Source organism: Roseibium porphyridii (genome assembly GCF_026191725.2).
GTDB classification, from domain to species: domain Bacteria; phylum Pseudomonadota; class Alphaproteobacteria; order Rhizobiales; family Stappiaceae; genus Roseibium; species Roseibium porphyridii.
In genome coordinates, this window is the sequence record NZ_CP120863.1 from 2,010,601 (window position 1) to 2,024,967 (window position 14,367).

12 protein-coding genes and 1 tRNA gene are annotated in these 14,367 nt (G+C 55.4%); 5 read left to right on the forward strand and 8 right to left on the reverse strand.

Annotated elements, in window-relative coordinates:
• The first annotated feature begins 5 nt into the window (after window positions 1–5).
• Window positions 6–593 carry a GNAT family N-acetyltransferase gene (locus K1718_RS09300; RefSeq protein ID WP_152500660.1) on the forward strand — a complete coding sequence of 196 codons (588 nt, stop codon included), beginning with the start codon at window positions 6–8 and terminating at the stop codon, window positions 591–593.
• Between the two features lie 165 nt (window positions 594–758).
• Here K1718_RS09300 and K1718_RS09305 read toward each other — a convergent pair whose 3' ends face one another.
• From K1718_RS09305 to K1718_RS09315, 3 genes are all read right to left on the reverse strand, one after another.
• Complete coding sequence (locus K1718_RS09305) at window positions 759–2,237, reverse strand: methyl-accepting chemotaxis protein (protein ID WP_265684018.1); 1,479 nt, start codon at window positions 2,235–2,237, stop codon at window positions 759–761.
• 554 nt (window positions 2,238–2,791) lie between these two features.
• Complete coding sequence (locus tag K1718_RS09310) at window positions 2,792–3,565, reverse strand: SIMPL domain-containing protein (protein ID WP_265684020.1); 774 nt, start codon at window positions 3,563–3,565, stop codon at window positions 2,792–2,794.
• A gap of 124 nt (window positions 3,566–3,689) precedes the next feature.
• Window positions 3,690–4,745, reverse strand: coding sequence for an AI-2E family transporter (locus K1718_RS09315; protein ID WP_152500663.1), 1,056 nt, complete (start codon window positions 4,743–4,745; stop codon window positions 3,690–3,692).
• A 239-nt stretch (window positions 4,746–4,984) separates the two neighbouring features.
• Here K1718_RS09315 and K1718_RS09320 point away from each other — a divergent pair.
• Window positions 4,985–5,061, forward strand: a tRNA-Ile gene (locus tag K1718_RS09320).
• Window positions 5,062–5,179: 118 nt separating this feature from the next.
• Here K1718_RS09320 and K1718_RS09325 read toward each other — a convergent pair.
• Both K1718_RS09325 and K1718_RS09330 read right to left on the reverse strand, forming a co-directional pair.
• Window positions 5,180–6,055 (reverse strand): isocitrate lyase/PEP mutase family protein, encoded by an 876-nt coding sequence (locus K1718_RS09325; protein WP_265684022.1) that lies wholly within the window; start codon window positions 6,053–6,055, stop codon window positions 5,180–5,182.
• A gap of 103 nt (window positions 6,056–6,158) precedes the next feature.
• Window positions 6,159–6,875: an IclR family transcriptional regulator gene (locus K1718_RS09330; RefSeq protein ID WP_152500665.1), complete on the reverse strand. Its 717-nt coding sequence runs from the start codon at window positions 6,873–6,875 to the stop codon at window positions 6,159–6,161.
• Window positions 6,876–6,919: 44 nt separating this feature from the next.
• Here K1718_RS09330 and acnA point away from each other — a divergent pair, with 44 nt between their 5' ends.
• Genes acnA through rraA form a run of 3 tightly spaced genes read left to right on the forward strand, consistent with a single transcriptional unit; the run spans window position 6,920 to window position 11,150 of the window.
• Entirely contained in the window at window positions 6,920–9,499 is a 2,580-nt protein-coding gene (gene acnA / locus K1718_RS09335; RefSeq protein WP_265684024.1) for an aconitate hydratase AcnA, read from the forward strand.
• Entirely contained in the window at window positions 9,499–10,653 is a 1,155-nt protein-coding gene (locus K1718_RS09340) for a 2-methylaconitate cis-trans isomerase PrpF family protein (RefSeq protein WP_265684026.1), read from the forward strand. The genes acnA and K1718_RS09340 overlap by 1 nt, the downstream gene beginning before the upstream one ends.
• Complete coding sequence (gene rraA / locus K1718_RS09345) at window positions 10,650–11,150, forward strand: ribonuclease E activity regulator RraA (protein WP_265684028.1); 501 nt, start codon at window positions 10,650–10,652, stop codon at window positions 11,148–11,150. The genes K1718_RS09340 and rraA overlap by 4 nt, the downstream gene beginning before the upstream one ends.
• Window positions 11,151–11,226: 76 nt before the next feature.
• Here rraA and K1718_RS09350 read toward each other — a convergent pair whose 3' ends face one another.
• Genes K1718_RS09350 through K1718_RS09360 form a run of 3 tightly spaced genes read right to left on the reverse strand, consistent with a single transcriptional unit; the run spans window position 11,227 to window position 14,284 of the window.
• The gene (locus tag K1718_RS09350; RefSeq protein WP_152500668.1) at window positions 11,227–12,267 is read right to left on the reverse strand and encodes an ABC transporter substrate-binding protein; all 1,041 of its coding nucleotides are present in this window, start codon (window positions 12,265–12,267) and stop codon (window positions 11,227–11,229) included.
• Window positions 12,237–13,622, reverse strand: coding sequence for a sensor histidine kinase (locus K1718_RS09355; RefSeq protein WP_265684031.1), 1,386 nt, complete (start codon window positions 13,620–13,622; stop codon window positions 12,237–12,239). The genes K1718_RS09350 and K1718_RS09355 overlap by 31 nt, the downstream gene beginning before the upstream one ends.
• Window positions 13,619–14,284, reverse strand: a complete 666-nt coding sequence (locus K1718_RS09360) for a response regulator transcription factor (RefSeq protein WP_152500670.1) — start codon at window positions 14,282–14,284, stop codon at window positions 13,619–13,621. Before K1718_RS09360 ends, K1718_RS09355 begins: the two co-directional genes overlap by 4 nt.
• Between the last annotated feature and the right edge of the window lie 83 nt (window positions 14,285–14,367).

The window sequence follows — 14,367 nt, forward strand, 5'->3', positions numbered from 1 at the left end:
TGGCCGTGACCTTGGAAATTCGAAGCCTGACGGGTAGTGATCTGAAAGACGCCCTTGAAGCACTTGCGGATTTGCGGATTTCGGTCTTTCGGGACTGGCCTTATCTTTATGACGGCTCGCTGGAATATGAAGCTCGGTACTTGCGCCGCTATGGTGAGACTGACGGTGCTGTTATCGTCGGTGCTTATGACGGTGGTAAACTTGTTGGAGCTGCAACGGGCGAACCGCTTGGCGACGAACTCAAAGACTTCCGCGCGCCTTTGGAAGAGCGCGGCTACGATGTTTCCCGGATCTTTTATCTGGCTGAATCGGTTCTTGACCCGCACTATCGAGGTCGGGGGATCGGGCATCGCTTCTTTGATGAACGTGAAGCACATGCGCGCCGGCTCGGTTACGCAAAGGCCGTCTTCTGTGCCGTGATCCGCCCGGACGACCATCCCCTGAAACCGGCAGATTATCGCCCGCTCGATCCGTTCTGGCGTAAGCGGGGATATCAAAAACTCGATGGTATCCAGGTGACCTTTCCTTGGAAGGACCTCGGCGAAGATGGGGAAACGGAAAAACCGATGCAGGTCTGGTTCCGCACGCTCTAGGTGCCGATGCCAAACAGCGGTCCGTCAGAGCGCAGGTATCCGGATTTCAAGGACGATACCGCTGCGGCAGAGTGCCTGAGGTGCAGCGGTGCTCGCTCGGCTCAAACTGTCGTGGGAACCGCTTGCAAACTGGTCTGTCGTTGCGTGCTGAGCACCGGGAGGCAGTTACATGATCGAGCGGGATGCGTCGCGAACGTTTTGGGTCGCGGCATTGATCTGTGCCGTCGCTGCGGAAATGCTCTGCATGTTGTTCGTGATGAGCTCGACGCCCTGAGCAGCTGAATGCATGTTCGACGATATGTCATTGGTGACGGTGTTCTGCTCTTCTACCGCTGTTGAGATGCTTGTTGCGATCTCACCAATCTTCCGGATCACCGACATGATTGCTTCAATGGCATCAACTGCCTGTCCTGTCGTTTGCTGGACAGAGTTGACTTGTGCGGAAATTTCTTCCGTCGCCTTGCTGGTCTGCGATGCAAGGCTTTTCACCTCCGATGCCACAACGGCAAACCCCTTGCCGGCTTCACCGGCCCTGGCAGCTTCGATTGTTGCATTGAGAGCCAGAAGATTGGTCTGGTCGGCAATGCCATCGATCAGTTCGATCACCGAGCCAATGGTCTTGGCATCTTCAGATAGCCCCGACATGATTTCACTGGACTGCTCCGCCTGATTGACCGCACTTTCGGAAACCTCAAGGGCGGTTTGCACCTGGCGACTGATTTCCTGGATAGATGCAACCAGTTCTTCGGCGGCTGCTGCGACAGTCTGAACGCTGGAGGACGTCTGCTGAGACGCGGAAGCCGAGTTCGTTGCCTGCTCGGCGGCTTCCGAAATTGAGTTGCCGATCTCCGAAAGATCAATATCGATTTTCTGTTGGATTTCGGCGCGACGCTCGCGTTCCTGCACCTGTGCAGTAATGTCAGTTGCAAACTTCACCACCTTGAATGGACGCCCAGCCGCATCAAGGATCGGATTGTAAGTGGCCTGTATCCAGATTTCACGGCCGCCCTTGGCAAAACGTTTGAATTCACCCGCCTTGAACTGACCCGCGCCCAATTCTTCCCAGAAGGTCGCGTATTCGGAACTCCGGCGATAGTCCGGGTCGACGAAGATGGAATGATGCTGGCCAACAATTTCATCCAGGGTGTATCCGACAGCGCCTATGAAGTTGTCATTTGCATCGGTGATGGTGCCGTCGAGTTCGAAGTGAATGACAGCCTGGGAGCGATTGATCGCGTCAACCTGGCCTTCAAAATCTGCACTGCGAACCTTCCGCATCGTAATGTCGGATGCGATCTTGACGACTTTCACAACCTTGCCAGCACGATTGAAGACCGGGTTGTAAGAGGCCTGTATCCAGACCTCATTGCCACCTTTGTCGTAGCGCAGAAACTCTTCTGACTTGAATTCACCCCTTGCAAGGTCTTGCCAGAAGTCGTGGTATTCCTGACTATCGGCATAGTCTGGATCAACAAACAGTCGATGGTGTTGGCCCTGAACTTCAGTCAGGGCGTATCCCATTGCGCCGAGGAAGTTCTGGTTCGCCGTCAAGATAGTGCCGTCGGGCCGGAATTCGATCATGGCCTGTGAGCGACTGAACGCGTTCAGAACAGGCTGAGCTGAGCTCCAATTGACGATCGACATGCGAATCCCCTTACGCAGATGACGTTTCAACAATTTCATTAAGACTGGAGGAAAAAAAATAAAAACAAGTTAATACGCAGACTATCTTTCGCTAGATCACATGAAGCAAAATAAATTTTAGATATATAAGCGATTTTACCTAATGCAACCTTAGATTTAGTCTTTAGATATATTCATTTGCTGTCATGATGACTGGCTGTTTCAAAGTGAGAATAGCCTTTACGGGTGCCGGCGACTAAGTAAAAGTGCGATAATTTCAGAATTTTTCTCTGCATCCATGATATGATACTGGGTTGCTCGGTGTTGGGGTAAGCAGTGTCACAGAAATACACTCTTGGAACTACCGACAAAATGCAGCACGACTTTCACATTCTTGAAAAATTGACGTCATTTTTCAATGCTTCAGCAAGATCTCTTAAAGGACGATCTGCTGAATACATGTGTTTCCCAACGCGTTGAACATGTTGTTTGTTCACGTCCATCACCGCAGGTTTGGCCCCTGACGTTCACTCAAGACCGAAACCGCGGTGATAGATGTTCGCCTCAGCCTGGTCTCAATCGCCAGACTTCGTTTCAATCTCCCAGCGAATTGTAACATCTGCGCTGATTGTGGTTTCGCCTGCTTCGATCGGAACAGCAGATGAGGCCATCATACTCTCAGCCCGCATCATCAAAGGCTGGGGCATCTGGGTAGAGGTTTCGGTGATGAACAGAATGTTGCCAAGTCCAACGCCGGCAGCAGCTGCAAAAACCTCCGCCTTGTGGCGCGCATTTTCAACAGCCTTTTTGCGGGCTTCATCGAGCTTCTCATTCGGGTCGCTCACTTCGAACCGAATGCTGTCGACTGAATTCGCTCCGTTTTCAACGACAAGCGTCAGCAGGCCGCCCAGTTTGGCCAGATCGCGAACGTTGACCTCCACACCATTGCGGATTTCATATCCGATGATATTTGGCTGGCGTCCCGAGCTGCTGTTGGACTGCTCGTAACGCGGATAGATTCCAAAGCCGCGGGTCTGGATGTCCTTTGCCTCTATGCCCTGGTTTTTGATGGCATCAATAACCTTGCCGATGGCGGAAGAATTTTCAGACAGAGCGTCTTCGGCCGTCTTTGCGGTTGTCACCACATTGGCGGTGATGACCGCCATGTCCGGTGCCACTGCAACGGACCCACGGCCCTGCATGGTGATGTTGCCGGGCTGAACGGCATGAGCTTCTTCAGCAGAAACGGGGCCGGAGGCGAGCGGCGCGACAACGAGCAATGTTGCGAGCGTCAGTTGACGGAAGAATGAGACTGACCGGAGTGGGGCCTGCAAAAAATGGGAGGTCATGAAAAAGGGTCCTTTCTGAAACATCCGATTTGGCGGCGATATCGCTCTTTATTGCGGCCTGGGTATGGCTAGCCGGTTCATGTTCCATTCATTCTCAAAACGGGCGCAGTCAGCTTCGCACACTTTAGGCTTTGCTTTCCGCAAAGCCGACCTCGCCTGTTTCAGACAAAAGCACGGCAATCGGTCGGGACGCTTCGAACCTCGCACACACAATGACGATCATGACGGTGAGTGGAACACACAGAACCATCCCGACAACGCCCCAGATGGCACCCCAGAAGGCGAGGGAGAGCATGATGACCAGTCCGGACAGGTTGAGGTTGGAACCCATCAGCTTCGGTTCAACCAGATTGCCGACGGCGAACTGGATCAGCCCAAGACCAGTCGCAATGGCGAAGAATGGTGCCAGAGTGTCGTAGTAGACGACTGCGAGCAAACTGGGAAAAATCACTCCGATCAGTGACCCGATGGTTGGAATATAATTCAACAGGAAGGCAATGAAGCCGAACAGAGCTGCATAGGGCAGACCAATGGCCAGCAGCACCAGGCTGGTCAGGACGCCGGTTGCGACTGATACGGCCGTTTTGATCGAAAAATAATGCATGATCGAGCGGTTGATCTCTGCCCGAATAGCAAACGCCGCCTGAGCTTTTTCAGGATCTGAAAAGAGCCTCTCGAACTTGCGGTCGAAGGTCGATTGCTCCAGCACAAGAAACAGTACGTAGATGAAAACCAGGCTGGCTGAACCGGCTATGGTCGTCACCAAGCTGGCCCCTGCCGTTACCATGCGAGGAACGACGGACTCCGGCAGAAGGTCTTTCAGCTCGATCGGATCATTGAGGTGAAACAACGAGGAAGCCTGATCAAACAATTCCTCAAGGCGCCTTTGATAGGTCGGTGCGTCCTGAGCCAACTGGGTCAGGTTGACCGTGACAATGTCGAGAACAAACGTGCTGACAGCGAAGATCGACAGAAGGGACAGGGTAAAGGTGACAAACCCGGGCAAGCGCCAACGGCCAATCGGTATCAGCTGAAAGACATGAGACAACGAGTTGATCATGTACCAGACGATCAGTGCTATGACGAATGGCAGCACCAGCGACCGGCCGACGACAAGGAGCCAGCCAATCATCAGGACCAGGAAAACACTTAAGGTAACGGACAGGAGCGGGGATCGCATGGCAGCTCCGCGAAAGGGATTCGAACAGGCATTGTTTGGATGTCATTTAGACCCGAAGCAGCTCGTGAACGGAACCTGTTTTTGCTTGAGGGCTGTGTGTTGTTAAAAATCCGCGACCGCAAAACCTGATTTCCAAGAGCTTTTGCATCATGTCTGCGCAAAGCACTTGCCCGACAAAATTGCCGTGGTATAGGGAAGATCCGCATCGGCCGCCGCAGTCGCGAACCGGCAGGTGCCGTGGGCCTGTAGCTCAACTGGTTAGAGCCGTCCGCTCATAACGGATTGGTTGGGGGTTCGAGTCCCTCCGGGCCCACCATTTTATATTTCCCGCGACTGAAACGAGGATTTCGCTGCAGTTGGGGTTTCTCGACCACAATGTTTGTTCGAAGTCGGGAAACTTCCGAAGTTGAGCGCCTCTGCATCAGAACAGCAGACTAGTCTGTCGAATACTTTTTCTCCAAGTCATCATAATAACTCTTTCTGACCGCGTCCTGGCGGACTTCAAAGCTTGCGACCGGGCCGGTCTCGTCCATCCGGCCGTCAACTTTCAGCATTGAGAGAGCGTCATGCATGCCTTTGAGGGCACCTTGCAGCGCGACGTTTGCATAAAGGACCAGCCCAAACCCCATTTGGTCCAACTCGTTGAAATCGATAATCGGGGTCTTGCCACCCACAACCAGATTGATCAGTTGCGGTGTTCCGGGCAGACGACGGGGAATGTCCCGAATGTTCTGAAGATCCTTGGGGGCCTCGATAAAGGTCACGTCAGCGCCATCTTCAATGAAGGCTTCAGCTCGTTCAATAGCAGCGTCAAAGCCATGGGTCGCACAGGCATCCGTTCGTGCGACGATCAAAAAATTCGGATCCTGCCGTGCGTCGGCGGCAGCCTTGATCCTGCTGCGTGCTTCGCTCAAATCGACGACGTCCTTGCCTGAAAAATGACCGCATCGTTTTGGATTGACCTGGTCCTCAAGCTGGATCGCACTGGCCCCGGCGCGTTCCAGCGTGCGAACGGTGTGGCTTACATTGAGAGCATTGCCGAAGCCGGTGTCCGCATCGACGACAATCGGCAATTCAGTCGTGTTGCGGATGGTGGCCGTGTGCTGAGCAATTTCCGGGAGGGAGATGAAACCGAGATCCGGCATGCCGAGATACGTGTTGGTGAGACCGGCGCCTGATATATAGACCGCTTCAAAACCGAGACGGTCGATCACGCTTGCAGCCAGCGCATTTGCTGCACCGGGCATCAATATCGCGCCGCCCTTGTTCAGGCGTTGCCGAAACGCTTTGTTGATCTCATGGTTCATCATTGCAGCGATCTCCGGTCAATGGAACATAGGCTTTGGCGTACTGTGCGCGCCAAGACAAAGCAAGCTGTGCTCTAGTGCGTTCTGTCAGGTAAAACTGTCAGGATCAATTTGCTGTCAGACTTTTGGCGAGACTTTCCAGAAGCGGAATTGCCTTGGCACGCGCTTCCTCATCAAACCGTGTGGCGAGACCGGAGACGGTGAGCGCTCCGGCGAGTTCACTGGTCCCAGTAAAGACGGGCGTCGATATCGAGGAAATATTGGGGTTGGTCTGTCCGACGGCACTCACCGTTCCGTTTTCGTTGAAGAGGGAAAGATCACCAACATCTTCTCCCGAATATCGGCGGAGCACGAGACCGGACGCTCCCGTCGAAAGCCGCAGCCGCATGCCTTCCTCAACATGAAAGCGTAACAGGTTTGGGGAATTTTCCCTGTACAAACAGACACGTTCATTGCCTGCGCGCACGTAAAAAGATGCGGTTTCTCCGGTCGCTTCTGCAAGGATCTTTAGAGACGGGGCCACATGCTCTCGCCGGGTGAAGTCACGTCGGAAAATCAGACCTAGTCGCCACACGCTCGGTCCGACGCTGAAACTGCCGTTTTCGTCGCGCTGAATAAAGCCATATATGCGCATTGAATTGGTGAGACGCAGGATCGTGCTCTTGTGAAGACCGGTTTCCTCGGCGATTTCCGCAAGTGTCATGATTGGCTTTTGCGTTGAGAATGCGCTCAGGATCGACAGCGCGCGTTCAACGGATTCAGTGCGATTGGCAGTCATGGCCGTTCTGTCTGGTGAAACGCAGTCCGGTTCAACTTGCAGCATCCGGGCAAGCCTGTCTAGCCTAGCGCCAATTCAGGAGAGGTATAGTGCGCTACCATCAGGTCCCCCACACACAGTTTCGCGCCGCCGATTATTGCGGTCTTCTCGGAGAAGGCTTTCGCAGCCTGCCTTATTCTCTGCGCCTCTTGGCCGAGAATGCGGCCCGCCATTCGAAAGACGGTGCTGCAGCACTGGACGTTCTGGCGCGCAAAGGAGACGCCGTCCCGTTCCGGCCCGCACGTCTTTTGCTGCATGATATGCTCGGTATCCCGGCGCTTATCGACATCATGGCGATGCGCAATCTGCTGGAAGAACAGGGTGGTGATCCGGGCACGGTCGACATGAGCCTGCCCGTTGATCTCGTGATCGATCATTCCATGTCGATCAATCACTGGGCTGACAGGTTTGCTCTCCAGAAAAACATGGACCGTGAATTTGAAGTCAATCGTGAACGATTTGCCTTTCTGAAGGCCTGTGAAACACGATTTCCCCGCTTGCGGGTCATTCCGCCGGGAGGTGGTATCTGCCATCAGGTCAATCTTGAGTATCTCGGCCAAACCGTTTTGCCGTCTCAGGATGATGCCGATCTTCTGGTACCCGACTCCAGTCTTGGCACCGACAGCCATACGCCAATGATCAATGCTCTGGGTATCATGGGGTGGGGAATTGGTGGACTGGAGGCGGAAGCCATTCTTTTCGGCGAGACATCTCCGGTCAACGTGCCGCGTGTTATCGGGCTGGAAGTATCCGGTGCGCCCTCGGACGACATCACCGCGACCGATATTGCTCTTGTCGTTGCCGAAAAACTCCGGGCACTTGGCGTTGTCGACACATTTGTTGAACTCTTCGGCTCAGGGTACCGCGCCTTGAGCGTTGCCGACAGGGCAACGATCGCGAACATGGCACCCGAATATGGATCGACCATGGTCTTTTGTCCGGTTGACGAGCGCACCATCGGGTATCTGAACGACACGGGGCGCAATGAAAGCGCTGCGCGCTCGGAAGCTTATTGCAGGGCGCAGAACCTTTGGCTGGAAGGAGTTGATAGCGCTGTTGACTATGACGAAGTCGTCGAAATTGACCTCAGCCGGATCGGGCGTTCGGTTTCAGGCCCGTCGCGCCCTGAACAGAGGATTGATTTGTCGGATGCGACCGAGCGACTGAAATTGAAAGGTGAAACCGAGCGCCGGGTTCAGGTCGAAGGGGAAGCGCATGATATCGGCGATGGCGATGTGATCATCGCGGCAATTACCAGCTGCACCAACACGGCGAATCCGCGGAACATGGTCACAGCCGGCCTGATGGCCCGAAATGCGGTTGCCAGAGGGCTGCAGGTCCCGCCGCATGTCAAAACCTCTCTGGCACCTGGATCCCGGGTGGTTGCGAAGTACCTAAAGGAGAGCGGACTGCAAAGCTCGCTGGACACACTTGGCTTCGAGGTCGCCGCGTTTTCGTGTTCGACCTGCAACGGCATGTCCGGGCCGCTGCATCCTGCGCATGAAGCGACGATCAAGGCGCATGATGTGAAGGGCATCGCCGTTTTGTCGGGAAACCGCAATTTTGCCGGGCGGATCCACCCGCTTGCGTCGCGCAACATGATCGCGTCTCCGCCCCTGGTCGTGGCTTACGCCTTGATGGGCACAATCTTGAAGGACATCACTCTAGAGCCGCTTGGCAGCGACCAGAACGGCGATCCGGTCATGTTGACCGACCTCTGGCCCAGCGCTGACGAAGTTACAAAGATCGTCGAGACGTTTGTCACGCCGGATGAATTCAACAAAAACTACGCTGCAATCAACGACGTGAATGCCGAGTGGAACGCACTTGAGACGGATGCCGGCACCTATGACTGGGTTCCGTCGACCTATGTTTCCTTCCCGCCGTTCGTTCGCGAAATCGAGCGTGACGCTTCACCGGTTGCGCCTATTTTGGGCCTTCGGCCTCTGGTTATTCTGGGTGACAGTGTGACGACGGATCACATATCGCCGTCGGGTATCATCACTCCGGAATCTGAAGCTGGCCAGTTCCTTCAGAAACAAGGTGTCGCTCCCCGCGATTTCAACTCCTTCGGAACCCGGCGCGGGTGTTCCGACGTCGTCGTGCGTTCGACCTTTGCCAATTACAGGCTGCGCAATGAAATGACACCGGACAAGGAAGGCTCATGGGCAAGGATCGAGCCAGAGGCCGAAGTCACCTCGGTGTTCAAGGCCATCCAGACCTATCTCGAGCGAGACCAGAAACTTGTTGTGGTCGGCGGCAAGGAATATGGTTGTGGCTCTTCAAGAGACACGGCTGCAAAAGCGCCTTGGCTTGCCGGTGTCCGAGCCGTGATCGTTGAGAGTTTCGAGAGGATCCACCGTTCAAACCTGGTCAATATGGGCATCGCTCCACTGTGTTTTCCAGATGGTGTCACGCGCAAGACCTTAAGCCTCGATGGTAGCGAGACATTTGATATTGCGTTCGACAAGGACCTCACCGGGGCAACGCTGACCATCAATCGCAAGGATGGCAGTGTCGAAACAACACCTCTGGATTTGCGGCTCTACAATGACGGCGAGCGTGCAACGTTTGCCGCCGGCGGACTATTGCCACGTGCATTCCGGTCATTCCTTGCAGGAGCAGCGTGATGCAGAACCGGTTGCGAGCTGCCTTTTACCGGGGCGGAACTTCCAAGGCAGTGGTGTTCAACGGTGCGGATCTGCCGACTGATCGTGCCCTTTGTGACCGGATTTTTCTGCATGTACTTGGCAGTCCGGACGCGTATGGCCGCCAGCTCAACGGCATGGGCGGTGGTCTGTCATCGCTCTCCAAAGTTGTCATTGTCCGCCCTTCGGATCGCGACGATGCGGATGTCGACTATACCTTCGTTCAGATCGCCGTTGACGAAGCTCTGGCCGACTACGGATCGGCTTGCGGGAACATGGCGTCGTGTGTTGGCCCATTCGCCGTCGATGAGGGCATGGTCGAACTTGCGCCCGGGCAATCCGATGCTCTTGTACGCATCTACGACACCAACACCGATCGGTTGTATCATGCCCGTTTTCCCGTAGGGGACGGTAAGGCTGTCGAAGAGGGCGATGTTTCCATACCGGGTGTTTCAGGAACGGGAGCGCCGGTGGTGCTTGAGTTCTTGACGCCGGGAGGGGCGGCCACCGGAAAACTGCTTCCGAGCGGTCATGTCGTTGATCAGATCGAAGTGGCGGATATTGGTCCGGTCACGGTGTCTCTGATCGATGCAGCCAATGCAGTGGTCTATGTCCGCGCGGCGGATCTAGGCACATCTGCCTCAAAGTTGCCTGAACAACTTGATGCAGATGCCGGTCTGATGGCGCGCCTGGAGAATGTGCGTTGCGCGGGCGCTGTCGCCATGGGCATGGAAGGGTCTGTCAGCGAGGTCAAACGATCGACGCCGAAGGTGGCGATCCTCGGCGGCTCTTCTGAATTTACGTCTCTGGATGGCGCGAGGCATGGACCGGAAACGCATGACATCAACGTCCGGCTGATCTCGATGGGCAATTTCCATCGCGCGATTACACTGACGGGCGGCATGTGCACGGCTGTTGCCGCTCAGGTGCCGGGCTCGCTGGTTCAGGAACTTGCACAGATTGAGGGAAAAGATCTGAGAATAGGGACGCCATCCGGAGTTCTGACCGTGACAGCGGATGTGCGGACAGGTGCCTTCGGGCCCGAAGCGGTCACGGCCGGAACGTTTCGCACTCAAAGGCGTATCATGGAAGGTGCGGTCCTTTACCCCGCAGCCTTGCTCGGGCAAGAGCCGTGAGCGAGGCCCTGGCTTTTTTCGCAACGTGCGATCTGAACGATGCCTATCCGGAGAAGGTAACTTTCGTTCAGTTGCCGTTCCGCGATTTCGCACGCAAACGCAGGTTTTCTGGCCGTATCAGGACGGCGGTCATGGTCGATGATACAAAGCTGGTTCAGGAGGCGTTGTTTTCTCAACCAGGCAACGGCGCCATCATCGTTCTGGATGGTGGCGGTTCCAACCGCACTGCGCTGCTTGGTGATCGGATGGCGGAGCGGCTTATCCAAAATGACTGGGCGGGCATTATCGTAAACGGTGCGGTGAGAGACAGCCATCGTTTGGCCGATCTTGAGATCGGCGTCAAAGCCTTGGGAACAAGCCCTGTTCGTTCGGGAAAGACCGGCAAGGGCGCAATCGATGTACCTGTCGCGTTCGGCGGTGCTTTCTTTGAACCGGGGAAGTGCCTTTACTGCGACGAAGACGGAGTTCTGATCTCTGACGAACCGCTTCAACTTTGAGATCCGAAGCAGGTCCGGATTTTATCTGGAGGGTGTCTTTCGCCGAAGAGCGGTTCAAATTTTTCTATTGTCGATTTCAGGGCTGCACCATGGCGTTCAGCCAGGCGCGGATGAATGTGCGACGCTTGAGCTGGTCAAGATAAACGAGCAGGCCCGGACCGAGACGGATGGGGCGGAAGGCAGCCTCACGCTGTAAGACCCCTGGATCAATCGCAGGCAAACCGGTCAATTCCTCGATCAGCTCACGGTTGGAACCCGATACCAGGAAATCTATGAACTGGCCGGACAGGTCCACATCCTGGGTGGTCTTTGGAATGAGTACCGTCCGTAACATGACGGTGGTAAAATCGTTGAACTGCAGGACATCGAGATCCGGGTTGTCTGGAAGGTGTGCCGCCGCGTAGCTACCAAGAACGTTATAGGCGAGCGCCAGTCGTCCGTCGGCAACGTCCCGGATCATCTGGTTTGAACAGCAATAAAGCTGCGCGTTCAATCTGCCCATCACCTCGGCCATTCGCCAGAGGGATTCAGACTGTCGGGAGTCTTGCGTGGCAAAAAGGTACCCAGCCCCGCTTTCCCTTATGTCATAAGTCCCGACCTTGCCGTTGAAGCGGTCCGGGTTCTCGCGCAGCAGCGCAATCAGTTCGTCCCGGTTGGTCGGCGTCGGCAATCCCTCAAATGCAGATTTGGAAAAGGCCAAGACTGCTGGTTCCTGGGTGAAGGCGAACAGACGATCTCGCCACTTGGCCCAGTCGGGCAGGGTGCTGGTTTCCGCTGACACGTGGCGTAAGGCAAAGCCGTCGTTGACGAGTTTAGTCTGCAGGTCCATTGCCGATGACATCGCAATGTCGAATTCCGCATTCTCTTCAAAAAGTGCCTTCATCAACTCGCTGCTGGAAGCGGTGACATAACGGATTTCAATGCCCGGGTTGCGTGCCTGATAAGCCTCGATGAGCGGTGCGAAGATACTGAGGTCGCCCGTCGACAGAATGTTGAGTGTTGCCGTTCGGTTTTCGACCTCAAACAGGCGCTCCTCTTCGGCAACGAATGCGCTTGCCGTCGTGATCAGGGCGCAGAACGATGCGATCAGGCCAATGGTAAGGATATGGACGCGCATGTGCCTCTCTTTTCCGGGTTGTCAGACAGTTCCAGCGTGCCGCCATGAGCGCGCATGACTTCCTCGACAATGGTGAGCCCGAGGCCGGAGCCAATAATGTCGCGGACATTGTCACCTCTGCCGAAGCGCTCGGTCAGGTGTTTCCGGTCGCCGTCACCGAGACCACGGCCCTCGTCGATGACATCGACCCTGACACTTGATCCCGATTGCAGGATTTCCACCTTGATGACGCTGTCCTCCGGCGAGTATTTCACAGCGTTGTCCAGGAGATTTTGCAGCGCGTTCTGCAACAGGATCGGGTCACCTTCAACCGAGCCGATTGTGTCCGAACCAGAGCAGGTGATCCTTATATCCTTCAAGTCCGCAGTCGGACTGATTGACCTGATCACATCCTGAGCGAGCTCCTTCACATTGAGGCGTTCCTTCTCAAGATTGTCGGACCGCAGCGCGACCATCGCATGATCAAGCAGCTGACCTGCAGAGCGCGAACTCTCGTCTGCAGCGCGTATGACTTCTCGCAGGATCTGTTTGTTTTCCGGTTTTCGGACGCTGCGCATGGCGATCTCTGATTGTGTTCTGACCGTTGCGAGCGGTGTGCGCACGTGATGTGCTGCTTCGGCGATGAAGTCTTCGGTTCTCGCCAGTGAGGCGCTGAGTCGGCCCATGAACGTATTGAGGGACTGTAGCAAGGGTACGAGCTCGGTCGGGGCCGACGTTTCGACCGGGCTCAAATCCTGCGGGCCGCGGCGCGCAACCGACTGGGCAAGCCTGTTCAATGGCCGCATGGCATTGTTGGTCGCAAACCAGCTAAGTGCCCCTGAGAGAACGAAAAATCCAATACCAGCCGCAGCCGCAGCAATCGAGATCTGCAGAGAAACAGCAGCAAGTCCCAGCCGGGTTTGAGCGACAAGCACCGTCAAAATGACTGTTTCATCGCCCACGGTCAAACGTCTTGGCAGCGCTGCGATGCGCACTTCGTCCTCGCGGTAGATGGCTGTTGCAAAAACCGGATTGCCAGCGTCAAAAGTGGCAGAAGGTGCCGGCAAGTCATCGTATCCCGTGACGGTCAGATCGTCTGCGGTGATGCGGTAGAACACCCGTTCTTCAGCTATAGATCCAAGCATCGACAAGGCTGAATAAGGTACGTCGACCAGGATCTGGCCGCGTTCGGCGCGAACGGCCTCCGAAATTGCAGTTGCCGAGGCAATCAGGATGTTGTCCTGGGTGGTTTCAGCCGCCTGCTGGGCGAGCGCACGTACCGTGAAATAGAGCGCAACCGACAGAATGGCCGCAACAAGCAGCAATTGAAGGAGAAGCCGCCGTCTGAGCGAGCCTTTAGTACGGACGGCTGTCATGAGGCCGTCATCCTGTAGCCAACACCGCGCACAGTTTCGATCTTGACGCGCCCTCCCTGAAGCTTCTTGCGGACGCGCCCCACATAGACCTCAATCGCATTTTCAGAAACGTCTTCGTCGTAGGAGAACAGGCGGTCGACCAGGTGTGACTTTGAAAAGATCATGTCGGGTGCCGAGAAAAAGACTTCGAGCAGCCGCAGTTCCCGGTTCCTGAGGTCGGAGACGTTTCCGGCAACCGCAACGGTTCCTGCAAGCGGATCAAACACAACATCCTGGAAGGTTTTCTGGTTGCGCGATGCGCCTTGTCTTCGACGAAGCACGGCCCTGCAACGGGCCTCGAGTTCGGAAAAGTCGAAGGGTTTGGTGATGTAGTCGTCGGCACCCAGGTCGAGCATCCGGACGCGGTCCGATACTTCAGAACGCGCCGTCAGAACGATAACAGGAGTGTCATTGTCGCCTGTGCGATGCCTTTCCAGGAACGTGCGTCCATCCCCGTCGGGCAGCATGATATCAAGCAGAATGAGCTCATAACCGGTGCTGGCCAAACAGGCGGCGGCCGTTTCCAGATCAGGTGCATGATCAACGACATGACCGTCGAGGCTCAGCCGTTCGACAATGGCCTTAGCCAGTTTCTCATTGTCCTCGATCAGTAGGAAGCGCATGCCAATTTAGCCGTTTGTCGTTGTTTTTTGGTAGCGTGACAGGTTCCTGTCAGCTTTCCCAATACTTTTAATGTTTGCAAGGG